Genomic DNA, 12,085 nt, shown 5'->3' with positions numbered 1-12,085 from the left:
CAAGGCTTCCCTTCAATCTCGGCAACAAAAAGTAACCTCTATTGATTACTTTACCAAAAGTAACTAAATTAGATTACATAGAGATAAGTAACCCCAGGAGGTTACATGAAGAAAAAGCCTATTTATGCTGTACTGACCGGCGATATCGTAGCATCGGGCCAAATTCCCAGTGCCGACTATGATGCGTTGCTATATAGCCTTGATCAAACACTGCGCTATCTGTGTCAAGAACATGCAGGGCAATACAATATTTATCGTGGTGATGCCTTTCAACTGCTTTTAGAGAACCCGCAGAGCTGGGCGGCCAGCGCGATTTTACTAAGGCTCGCCATGCTGAGCCAGCAACAGGATTGCCGACTTAGCATAGGTATAGGTTCACTGAGTAATCCTCGTCCGGATGTTAAAAGCGCCACGGGCGAGGCCTTTACCCTATCCGGTACAGGGCTGGACAATCTTCCCCAAGGGCAAAGGATGTGTGCTCGCAGCCCGGACCAGGACTTCAACTGGCATATTTCAGTTAACCTACGTCAAACAGACGCTCTGCTTTCACAACTCACAGTCCGCCAAAGCCAAGCCTTACAGGAATATCTGACCATAAAGGACAAAAACCACCGAGCCGTTGCCAAGCGCCTGCACACGTCCAGGGTAAATGCGACAAAGTTGCTTAACCAGGCTCACTATGATCTACTGATGCAGGTTATTCTCTACTGCGAACAATTGACCGACAGGTATTTTCATGGATGAACTACTCCTCTTGCTTGGTTTGCTGATTGCCCATGTGCTGGGTGATTTCTTTATGCATCCCAAAAGCTGGATTGACGACCGACTTGTTCATCACCATCGCTCTACCAAGCTACGTTGGCATGCTTTAGTACACAGCTTACTGACCTGGGTGGTACTTTTTAGCTGGGACTGGGCATTTGGCTGGGGACCAACATTCTGGCAGCCAATCTGGTTAGCTTTACTCGTCGGAATCAGCCATTACCTTATTGATTTGGCAAAATCTTTTTGTGCGCCTTATGCCCGTTACTTTTTGCTGGATCAGTGTCTGCACTTGATCGTGCTGATTGCTGTTACCATGCAACTGTCACCACACTTGCCATGGTTGGCTTTGCTGTGGTCCTGGCTATGGGATCCTGTACACCTGGTGATCGTACTGGCCTATCTACTTATCATGCGTCCCAGTTCAGTGCTGATTGCGCTGCTACTTAGAAAATGGGCGATAAACATTAATGAGGGTAGTCTTCCCAACGCTGGGCATGCCATTGGCGTGCTGGAGCGCACCCTGATTCTGACTTTCGTGATAATGGGGCAATTTTCCGGAGTCGGCTTTTTAATTGCCGCTAAATCCGTTTTCCGTTTTGGTGATCTCACTCGTCAAAAGGACCGGAGATTGACGGAGTACGTCATGCTAGGAACCCTGCTTAGCGTAACAATCAGTTTATTTTTAGGCTTAACCGCATTAAAAATTAGCCGAACATTGAGCGGGATGTCCGGGGCTTAACGATTAACTTGGCTCGAGAGCAGCCCCGAAGGTCGTCGATGAACAACAAGTAACTCTATTACGCCCAGCCTTTTTGCTCTCATACAATGCCGCATCAGCAGATGCCAACAGCGTTTCGAGACTGACATTTTCATCTCGCTCGGCAAAGCTAACGCCAATACTGGTTGTTACCTGCAGCGGTATGTTACCCGCCAATTCCACAGGCTGACTGGCCACCACAGCGCAGATACGCTCAGCAACCGCCTTTGCTGCAATAGGCTGGCAGTCGGTCAACAACACGGCAAACTCTTCGCCCCCCATACGCCCCAGGTAATCACTGGGCCTTAAACATTGCTGAATACGCATGGCCATGGTTTGCAAAGTTTGATCGCCTGCCGCATGGCCGTATTGGTCATTAATTTGTTTAAAATGGTCCAAGTCGACCATCATCACAGCATGCGCACACTGGTTTTCCTTTAAGCTTCTCGATGCTTCCAGACAAAATGCTGCCCGACTTCTGATGCCAGTTAAGGCATCGTAATTACTTAGATAACGTAACTGTTCCATCAGCTCGTTTCTATTGCGGGTAAGCACCGCCAACATGATCGGTGCAACCGCAACCACTGCAGCTCCAAGGCGAATAGAAAACAGTGCAGCATCATCGACACCAGCAATAATGTGATGATACTTGCTATCAGATAAAATCAATAACGCCAGCAAACTACATATCAGTGTCAATACAGATGTGGAAAATACTGAATATGTAAGAGCGCACCACAGCAAGGCCAACACAGGAAAAGCCACCGCTCCCGGTCCACCTATCATAAACATTGCAAAACATGAGATGCCGACCGCCAGGGCTGGCATCCAGTCATAACGACGACTACCCCATAGCGCGAAGGAAAAAGAGCGAATCTGTTGTAATGATGCAGACAGGAAAATAGGGAGTATGGCGACATAATTAACCACTTCTGTGACCCACCAAAAGGTGAAGCCATTAAGCATACTGCCACGAAAGAAATAAGGATTAGCCAGGCTCCCCACTAAACCCGCAGCCACACCACCCACCGCAGACGCCAGCATGATATACAGTATGGAGTGAGGATGTCGGAGGTTCAGCATGTCATCGGATAATCGGCTAAGCAGCCAATAAGCCGCTGCCACACTCAGCAAATTTGCACCGTTTAGAATCAGCGCAATAAATAACCCACTGCCCGTTATAAGATCAGCCAAAACAAACGCTGAAGCGCTGGCCAGCCATCCATAGGGATTAGCAACCTGAGGTACACGCAGCAACATCCCCAGCATCAACGCATTGGCTGGCCAAACACTGGCCAAAAGCCCTACAGGACGCGTCCATATCCCAAACAAACAACCGGCAAAAACCAACACGAACAGAATAATGGTAAGACGTAGACTTAAAAATTCAGTTCGAGAAATAGACCTACTCACATTCAGAAAAAAACTCAGCCCCTTGCATGAGAATAAGCGTTTTAGTCAGAGTTTTCCATTACAAGACCGTCATCAAAAGTGAAAAAACCAGGTGCAAAAAACAAATTGAACTCAGCCTTATCAAGGCTGTTACTCACTAAGTAAATACTGTGCCAAAGCCTGATAAGCCGCTAGCGATACCGGATCATTAGCCGCATTGCCCGCTACCGGATGACTGGCAAACCGGGCAATGACCATTTCCGCTTTAGGGTCAATATATAACGCCTGCCCATGTACGCCCCGGGCCATAAAAGCACCGTGAGCATTGTGGGTTACCCACCACATATTTCGATAGCTCCAGCCTTTTAACAATTCATAACCTGCAGCGGCAAAATCTGTTTGACTTGCACCTTTGCGAATATCAGCAATCACAGACTTTGGCAGTATTTGCCGGCCATTGAAATAACCATCATTTCTGATCATTTCACCAAAGCGGGCCAAATCTCGCAAACCCAGATTCAATCCACCGCCGGCAAAGGGGGTGCCTATGGAGTCCACAGACATATAGGCATCTTGTTCCACCCCGAGCTTTTGCCAGATTCGCTCAGACAATAACTGCGCCACATTCCTTCCTGCCACCCTTGCGATTATCCAGCCCAAAACATCGGTATTAGCGGTGCGATAATGGAAGGCTTCACCATGCTCACCTTCGGCAACCACGGTTTTTAGGAAGTCGTAGTAGGAACGAGGTCCCTGATAATCTGCTGGCTTGGGCAGCGGATTCCCCGCCGCTGCATGGGCCCACACTTCGGCGTTAGGATCCGCATAATCTTCGCTGAAACGGATACCCGTGGTCATATCCATAACCTGCCTGACCGTCGCAGAGCCGAATGCAGACGCCGCAAGTTCCGGCACATATTCAGAAACCTTTCGTTCCGGTATTAGTTTCCCTTCAGCCACCAGTAACGCTGCCAGCGTCCCAACGAAGGTTTTAGTCACAGACATCGCGGCATGCTGCCCCTGTGGCGTTAACACACCGAAATAACGCTCATACACCAGGTTACCTTTATGCATGACCACTATGCCGTCGGTGTAGTTTTCCAGCAGCGATGCCTGCCAGGTCATAGAAGAAGCGCGACCAATAGGCTTAAAGTGCACATCATCCAGATCATCTCGCAATGTAACCTTAAGTGGAGAGGGGGTGCCAATCCCCCTGGAGACATTGACGGTAGGCATCAGTTGCCGGAAGTTCGCAACGCTCCAACGCATTTGCGGAAAACGAAAGTAACTGCCATCTTCGAATCGAAGAATCTTGTCCGCAGGCGGCGGAGACCCAACCATCCACCCCAACTTAGCAGGATCACTTTGTCGTGCATCTGGAATGTCTGAAGAAGTTTGCGCTGTTGCTTGGCTAGTAAACAACACAACAAGCCCAAGTGACATTGTCCTCAAACACAATAGCTTCTTCATTACGCCTCCGGCACCTTGGGGTGGCTTTAAACCAAAACCAGCAAAACAGATATAATCAGTAGCACTATCCAAGCAGGATGCTTACCTTTGGTAGAGATCAACCAAAATATTGATGAAACCAAAAAAGTCAGGCTAAGCATCCTAGCGATAATGAGCATAGGGGCTATGCGCGTATCAGCGAAGGCCAAACACAGCAGCGCAGCTCCCATTCCCCAACCGAGCACCGAGACTAAATGCCAGGAGGCCCATAACGAGCGAAACTGTCTGATACTCAAAAACTGCTTTACTTCATCAGACTTGATTGCGTTTAGATTAAAGCGACGAAAAATCAACACTTCGCCCAATATGCTATGTGCAGCACCGAGCAATAGTGTAAGAATACCGGCAGTCACTAGATAGCTATTCATAATTATCCTTTTTCTTTCCAATCTTCCCTGCGACATTTTAGTTTTAGTCACCAAGCTGCAAAAAGACGCCCTGCTAAGGGTTAAATTAACAGAGCGCTAGGTGCTTTCACATTCAAACAGTAATCAGTATAAAGTCATGAGCTATAAGGCCTCATAGACAGTTTTGCCCTCTTTTATGGTTTGCAACACCTTAATATCCATAATTGATTGCGGGTTTACCGTCAGCGGGTTGTTGTCCAAAATTACAAAATCGGCAAGTTTACCTTTGACCAGCGAGCCTTTGCTGTCTTCTTCAAAGTACTGCCAGGCGGCCCATTCTGTAACAGCCTTCAGTGCAATGTATGGAGTGACTCGTTGATCTGCGCCAATGACATCTCCACTTCGACTGGTTCGATTCACTGTAGTGTGAATAATCATTATGGCACTAGGCAAAGCAACCGGCGCATCATGGTGTTCAGTGAACTTCATGCCTCGGCGAAGGGCCGACTCCGTTGGACTGATATGATAAGCCCGCTCTTTACCCAAGGTTTCGTCGCGATGCCAGTCCCCCCAATAGTATGTATGCATAGAAAAAAATGACGGCACGATCATAAGTTCCTGCATTCTATCCAACTGATCTTCACGTACTGTTTGAGAGTGAACCATGACAGTACGTCTGTCTCCCTTGCCAAACTTATCCTGCGCCTCTGCCACAGCCTCGATGAGTGCATCTGAGGCCGCATCCCCATTACAATGGGTCAGAAGCTGCCAATCATTTTTAAATGCCATATCTACTAGGCTTTGGCGTTCAGACGCTTCAGGAATTGCCGGATACCCACTGTAAGAATTGTCCATGCCGCTGGGTGGCACTAAATAAGGTTCGCTTAACCAGGCAGTTTTACCTTGAGGAGAGCCATCAAAACTCAACTTCACCCCGGCGATACGGAAGTGGTTATTGTAAGCAGACTCGGTGCCAACTTCTTCCATATAAGCCGTTTCAGCCTGCAAATCAGGATAAACAGCCACATCAATCATCAACTTATTTTCATTCGCCAATGCTTGCCAGGTTAGCGCTGCATCTTTACTTGCCCTACCTTCTTGCGCTGTGGTGAAACCAAATTCTTTGTATGCATCAACACCAGCTAGTGCAACTTGTTTGTTTGCATCAGCATCCAGTGTCCCCAGAATCTTAAAGATAGGACCAAAAAATGCCATTTCCTCCAGCACACCGTTAGGTGTAACGCCATCTTCTTCACGACGAATCACACCACCTGCCGGATCCTTACTGTCGGCAGTAAAACCCGCAAGCTCAAGACCTTTATGATTCATGGTTGCAAGGTGACCCGACTGGTGAATAATTACCACAGGTAACTCAGTGGAGACTGCGTCCAATTCAGAAGCGGTAGGATGACGCTTTTCCTGCAGTTGAGAGTCATCGTAGCCAAACCCTACAATCCAACCCAACTTTTCAATTGACGCGCTGTTCTCCCCTTTCCATTTGTTTAGCAATGAAATAAGACTGGCAACATCAGCGCCCTCACCGTCAGGCGGTGGAAGTAGATTGGCCGAAAGCTTCTGGATCCCGGTATTGAATATATGACCGTGGGCATCGATAAAGCCAGGTAGCATCGTCCTACCCGCCAAATCGATACGATGCTTGGCCGTTGCGATATTGTCAGCCTCACTCAACTTGCCAACGAAGAGAATTCTTCCATCCTTAACCAATACAGCCTCAGCGTATTGAGGTATATCCCCGTCCATAGTCAAAATGGCACCACCAAAGTAAATGGCGTCAGCTTCCTGTGTTTTACTTACATTTTTGCCGCAACCGACCACCAGAAACCCAATGGCAACAAAGATCAAAGTTCTATAACTGAAATATCTCATTAAATATGCTCCCTCATAAAATCCCAAACAGATACTGCAGCCCTATGTGCGCATAGCTTCTCAATATAGTTCACATTGGCAGGCTCGTTATCCCTATGTTTTTAAAATAGTTAGACATTTTGACGCTTTAGAAATCAGTAAAAAGTTCGCTAAGTTCACATACCTTGCGAATCCCCCCTTCCCGACATTGCCAACTAAAATGATCGTCTTTAAAACGCGGGAAGATATGCAGGTGATAATGATCAAGCTCGTTAAAAAAGCCGTTATTTTGGATAAATGAAATGCCATCTGGCGCAAACTTTTGTTCAAGCCGGATATATAACTGCTTGGCAACCGACTGGATTTCTTCCAGCACATCGGCAGGTAAATCAATAAAGGAGGCATAAGGCTGCACGGGTGCGATAAGCAGATGCCCTGGGTTAATGGGATCATGGTCTGCAAAAGCGATAACACTAGCCGACTCATAAACAATAACGGCATCGACCTGCCGGGCAACTATCTGTTCAACCACAGTCATACACATATTCTCCCTGAAATAGCAGTTTTTGAGCATACCTACCTATGCCAACACAATGAATCAGAAAAACACTCAGTAACTAAAATCAAACTGTCTGGCCAAGGTATCCGCCTTAACAAAAAAGCCGCCTGCATAACAGGCGGCTTCAGACACAAACAAAATAACTCGAAAGTAATGGGGCTCAGTACACTTCGTGTTCTTCTGCCCTTATCGCCACATTCTACGGATAATGTCTTGTTTACCCGCATCATAGCGATGCACAAAAGCCATTAATATATGACCCGCGACAAAAGCAAACAATGTCCAACCCAGCAAGCCATGCCAGTTGTTGCCCAACTCAAGCATCCACTTGATCTTCTCACCTTCAAAGCCAGGCATTACTGTGATGCCAAAGGCTTCAAATGTTCTGCCTGAACCGTATTGACGAAGCAAGGCAAACAGGGGCACGACAAATAGGAAGGCATACAATGCGATATGTCCCAACCTGGCTAGTAAATTTACCGCGGCTGGACGGCTGGACATATGCATAACAGCCCACACAATGCGAATTACCATAAACACAAAAATCAGTAAGCCCACAGGTTTGTGGGTCGGCCACATAAACTGTTCAATGGCACTATCTTCCATAAAAAAACGCGCAGCTGAACTACCGCACTGCCACACTATCAACAGCGCCATTCCCCAATGCAATAACCTGGAAATAGCACCATAGCGGGTTTGGTTATCTCTCAACATCTAAAAGCTTCTCCTTAAACAAACCACGCTATTTTACCGGCTGAATGCACCAAACGGCATGACTCTTATCCTCGCGAACAAGGCATTAGACGCAAAAGATGACAATCAGCCCCGCTCAGTAAGTAAGGAAAAACTGTTTATGGTTCAATAAGTAAAAGGAAACACGCAGGTAGCACAGCTTGACGTCAACTATCTTTATCCAGGAAGCGGATTGCGTTTGAATACCCTAAGGCATAGTCGCTCGAATCTCAGCGCATCAGTCAGGCTACTGGACCAACTGACAGCTATTTACCAGTTGCTGACGGTTAACGCCAAAAGAAGCGGAAAACGTGAACATTTTGGCGCAGCCAGTGAGCGATTTTCCGATGAATTAACTTGTTATAACTCACTTTCGCCCAACGAAAAGTTAGATTGAACTTTTTTGACTATGTACTTGTTTTTTGAATCAATATTCTGATATTCAAAGCTATCGCTTGTTAATCCTATGATATTGTAAGCATCGTAATTATATGGGTCGCTTGGGTCAGACGGGTAAAACTGACCATTATCGATTGCCCCACGATACATCGAAAAATAGATATCTCCAGCAACTCCCCAATGACCGGCTTCAGAAAATTTTTGAGTAGTGCCATCAATTTTAGTGATCAAAAAGTCAATTTTGTATGTTCCATCTGTCGAACGTTCGATAGTCCACTGTTTACGCCCACCTTCTTTGGTCGGTAGGTCTCCATACCACTTTCCAAGCATCATTGTACGCTGCTCTACTTTAGTTTTTGGTAGAATAGGCTTAGCCTCCGTAACCAAATTACTCCCATTTTTGGGCACAACAGAACAACCAGCCAGCAAAATAAAAACCAAAATTATTGATAAATTTTTCATGACACTCCTTGTGAGTTATAACGCTTTGAACAGCGGAAAACGGGAGCGCAGCGAGTGGTTTTCCGATGACTTAATTTGTTATAACCCATTTTTTCGCCGAAGCCTAAGCCAATTGAAAAGCTCGTAGAGAGCTAAAAGTGAAAAGGTAACAAGAATAACGCTACCCATTTCTAATAGCTCGGGTCTACCACATGCGCCGCTAGGCTCGGCAATGCCTTCCATGAAAAGGACATACATAAAAATCGGTATGTAGCCCAGAGAAACTCCAATTAAAGCAGGCACCCAAAGCCGCGACTTCTGACTGAAATATCGAAATGATAACGCGAACAAAAACAGTAAAATCCCCCCCCCACACATTTCCAGCAAAGGCGAGTTTATGCTCGTCGCTTAATCCTGTTGGCGGAACAAAACAAGCATCACAATCACTTACGAATAGGATTAGAAAAACCGAAAGTAAAATTCTCAAGCTAACGTCCCTGGTGGGTTATAACGCCTTGCTAAGGGACTGGCCAAGCTCAACTTGGGCAGTACCGCGGAGCCCGCCTTGACTGACGGAGTTTGCTTGAGCAACTTGTTAAATGTTGACATTACCAAAGCCGCTTTTTGTCTTTTTTGTAGCACTTGTATGCCAGAAATAAGAATGACAGTAATGCTATGAATGCAGCCTTGTCATATTTATGAGCAAACTTTTGGGCTACGACTTCTTGAAACCCTTTAGCGGGCCCGTGCAATTCGAAGTTTGCCACCATGTAGTGGCCTAGAAGATTTATTCCTACAAAAAACACAACGCCCAGAATCATGGCCCACTGAGTCCTTTTGGATATAGCTAGTACATATAGAAATTCAATAAGCCAGTTTGGCACGTGTTTCCCTTTGCATATATTTAACGCTTGCTACAGGGACAAATGGGAGCTTTTTGGCCAGCGAGCATTTGTCCCTGCCTGTTTGCACTTGTTAGCATTCAATCGCACTTGATTTCAGCCTTCTTCCAAGGGTGATCGAATGTGATCCCAGCAGTACCGACAGCCACAGAATCATTTTCACCCACTTTAGAAGACAATTCGGTAAATCCACTTGGGCATAATTCGTTTGCGCGTCTATCCCAGTATGCGTTCACGGTTTCCCTAGAAGTCGTACCATTTCCTAAGTACTCGAGGTAATAATGCCCCTCGCTTAGCTTTTGGTCTTTGTAACCGCCAGACCACGTGTGAGCTTGATAACCAGTTGCACAAGCAGTAAGAAGAGTAGTTACAAAAATAGCGACGACGTGTCTCATAACACCTCCATGTCCAAAATTGAATGCTAACGCTTTGAACAGCGAAAAACGCGAGCGCAGCGAGTGGTTTTCCGATGATTTAACTTGTTATATGCCATGACCAATAGATGCTCACTTAGCTAATAATGCTTGAACAATTGCTTTGAAATTCATTACATAAAACAATATGACAAGAAAAATAGAAGAAACCAAGAAAAACGACTTGGCATAACTAAATGACCAGCCAAAGGTAACAAATAGCAGACCACAAAGAACTGCTAGGGCTATGACCGTATAAATTGGATACAGAAGTAGATATTGAGTGAGCAACTTACGTTTTGTTAGCACTTTTCGATAGAACCATATTTTTGCAATTTTTGACTACAGAAGTGAACGTAAATTTCACAACATTACTTCGGTGGTAGTTATCCTTTAGCATATAACGAATGATATGGACTCCCCCTTTCCCGGCGTTATGCCACGCTTATATGGCAATCATTGAGGAGAACTGTCCATGTCTGATTTCAACTATATTTATGGCATTGATTTAGCCAAAGTGAGTTTCAGTATCCACGGCGAAGACTGCCAGCGCAAGGCTGGAGTGTCTTAACTTCCCTGTTGGATATGACACGTGGTCCCTTGCGCGCTAGTCACTTTTACAACAGGCGTCCTGCCTGTTGCCCTGCGGGCCAGCTAAAGCTGTTCAATCTGGTTCCAGACCAGATTGTCTTTGCTGTGAAGAAACGAGACCAAAGACAAAATCTTAGGGAAAGATTTTGGACAGCGTCATGCTGGTCCGAAGGAAAAGCCACAGGGATGTGGCTTTCAAAGCGCGCCCCTGACGCCACACTGCGCCCAAACCGGGCTGATTAAATACCTATCGCCTCTACTTACTCCCTGTTCTTATCAGCCCAATTCTCATCCCTTATAATCGTCAGATATTTACCTTGCATCCTGTTTAGGCGTGGCTTTTAAAGGGGACTACTTAAAGCGGCTTGAGCTGCATAGGGAGATGTTTCAACAACTCTGACCCTTTGACCCTTTGACCCTTTGACCCTTTGACCCCGTATGGTGTAACCCTCAGCACCCAGATCAGCTGATTAATTTCATCACCAATGTTTTGGCTACATGTCCCTACCATTAACATGCTGACTATTAAGTTCTCTTGGTTCCACCCCTGACAAGCAATTGACATTTATTGCCACTGTCTGCGTTCCATCTGGCATCTTACCGTAGGCAAAACTCTCAACTCCGCAGGTTTTACAAAAGAGATGGCGAATAGCTTTATTATTGAATAGGTATTCGGTTAACCCCTCTTCTCCGGACTTTAAAGTAAAGTTGTCCGTTGATGTAAATGCCAATACAAACCCCATCCGCTGACAGCGGGAACAATTACAGGTGATGGTGTTCTCCAGATCCACATCGACTTCATAGCTAATGGCCCCGCACTGACAACCACCATCGTAATGTGCTAGTTTCATGATTTAGTCTCCTTATTATTAACAGCCTGTACTAACGGCCTTCGCCCTGAGTTCCTTGCCACCAATTTGACTATCTGGATACAGAAAACCTATAAGCTTCTTCAATTAACGGCTGTATATGTTTAAGCTCATCGAGATTGCTAATTTTCGCCACATGGGTGACCTGATTGCCGTCATCCACAACTTTGATAAAAAGTGGATTTTCAACCGTGCGACCGAGATGAATGGCCACACGCACAGCCACCTTCATAATGGACAGATCCACAAAGATTCGCGAGCTTCTAAAAAGTACGTATCTGTCCCTGGCGACTATCTCAATCTTACCCAGTTGCTTAGCAAAGGCTTCAATGGCATGGTACACCTCAACCACAGACTGTGGCCTGTTCCGAATCACTTCATCCCGGCTGCCAGTTCCACAGGTATGCCTTTGATTTATCCGCGTAAATTCTCTATCGCAAGCAGGACATTGCCACATTGTTTACACTCCTTTGGATGGTAACAAACACCAGCCCCCCTCTTTGACTGGGTGCCAGATTGAGTGAACAAGGATGCAAATATCCT

12 protein-coding genes are annotated in these 12,085 nt (G+C 46.1%); 2 read left to right on the top strand and 10 right to left on the bottom strand.

Features of this window, described 5'->3' with window-relative positions:
- Positions 1-105 precede the first annotated feature (105 nt).
- Together KJY73_RS08035 and KJY73_RS08030 are read left to right on the top strand one after the other, a co-directional pair.
- Positions 106-744, top strand: a complete 639-nt coding sequence (locus KJY73_RS08035; protein ID WP_214342479.1) for a hypothetical protein — start codon at positions 106-108, stop codon at positions 742-744.
- Positions 737-1,504 (top strand): DUF3307 domain-containing protein, encoded by a 768-nt coding sequence (locus KJY73_RS08030; protein WP_214342476.1) that lies wholly within the window; start codon positions 737-739, stop codon positions 1,502-1,504. Before KJY73_RS08035 ends, KJY73_RS08030 begins: the two co-directional genes overlap by 8 nt.
- Positions 1,505-1,507: 3 nt before the next feature.
- Here the strand turns inward: KJY73_RS08030 and KJY73_RS08025 are convergent, their stop codons facing one another.
- The 10 genes from KJY73_RS08025 to KJY73_RS07980 all read right to left on the bottom strand — a co-directional run bounded on the left by KJY73_RS08025 (position 1,508) and on the right by KJY73_RS07980 (position 11,999).
- Entirely contained in the window at positions 1,508-2,821 is a 1,314-nt protein-coding gene (locus tag KJY73_RS08025) for a GGDEF domain-containing protein (RefSeq protein WP_214342474.1), read from the bottom strand.
- Between the two features lie 243 nt (positions 2,822-3,064).
- On the bottom strand, positions 3,065-4,384 hold the full coding sequence (locus tag KJY73_RS08020; protein WP_214342466.1) for a serine hydrolase domain-containing protein: 1,320 nt from the start codon (positions 4,382-4,384) through the stop codon (positions 3,065-3,067).
- Between the two features lie 26 nt (positions 4,385-4,410).
- On the bottom strand, positions 4,411-4,791 hold the full coding sequence (locus KJY73_RS08015) for a hypothetical protein (RefSeq protein WP_214342463.1): 381 nt from the start codon (positions 4,789-4,791) through the stop codon (positions 4,411-4,413).
- 141 nt (positions 4,792-4,932) lie between these two features.
- Complete coding sequence (locus KJY73_RS08010) at positions 4,933-6,657, bottom strand: amidohydrolase (RefSeq protein WP_214342460.1); 1,725 nt, start codon at positions 6,655-6,657, stop codon at positions 4,933-4,935.
- A 127-nt stretch (positions 6,658-6,784) separates the two neighbouring features.
- Positions 6,785-7,174: an HIT family protein gene (locus tag KJY73_RS08005; protein WP_214342457.1), complete on the bottom strand. Its 390-nt coding sequence runs from the start codon at positions 7,172-7,174 to the stop codon at positions 6,785-6,787.
- Positions 7,175-7,381: 207 nt separating this feature from the next.
- Entirely contained in the window at positions 7,382-7,909 is a 528-nt protein-coding gene (locus tag KJY73_RS08000) for a cytochrome b (RefSeq protein WP_214342455.1), read from the bottom strand.
- A gap of 378 nt (positions 7,910-8,287) precedes the next feature.
- The gene (locus KJY73_RS07995; protein WP_214342453.1) at positions 8,288-8,788 is read right to left on the bottom strand and encodes a hypothetical protein; all 501 of its coding nucleotides are present in this window, start codon (positions 8,786-8,788) and stop codon (positions 8,288-8,290) included.
- Positions 8,789-9,749: 961 nt separating this feature from the next.
- Complete coding sequence (locus KJY73_RS07990) at positions 9,750-10,064, bottom strand: CC0125/CC1285 family lipoprotein (RefSeq protein ID WP_214342451.1); 315 nt, start codon at positions 10,062-10,064, stop codon at positions 9,750-9,752.
- Positions 10,065-11,167: 1,103 nt separating this feature from the next.
- On the bottom strand, positions 11,168-11,524 hold the full coding sequence (locus KJY73_RS07985; RefSeq protein ID WP_214342448.1) for a GFA family protein: 357 nt from the start codon (positions 11,522-11,524) through the stop codon (positions 11,168-11,170).
- Between the two features lie 70 nt (positions 11,525-11,594).
- Positions 11,595-11,999 carry a DUF5655 domain-containing protein gene (locus KJY73_RS07980; RefSeq protein ID WP_232848426.1) on the bottom strand — a complete coding sequence of 135 codons (405 nt, stop codon included), beginning with the start codon at positions 11,997-11,999 and terminating at the stop codon, positions 11,595-11,597.
- Positions 12,000-12,085 lie beyond the last annotated feature (86 nt).

Source organism: Bowmanella yangjiangensis (assembly GCF_018531185.1).
Classification (GTDB): domain Bacteria; phylum Pseudomonadota; class Gammaproteobacteria; order Enterobacterales; family Alteromonadaceae; genus Bowmanella; species Bowmanella yangjiangensis.
Note: the sequence above shows the minus strand (reverse complement) of the source record. Positions and strands in the feature narration are given on the sequence as shown.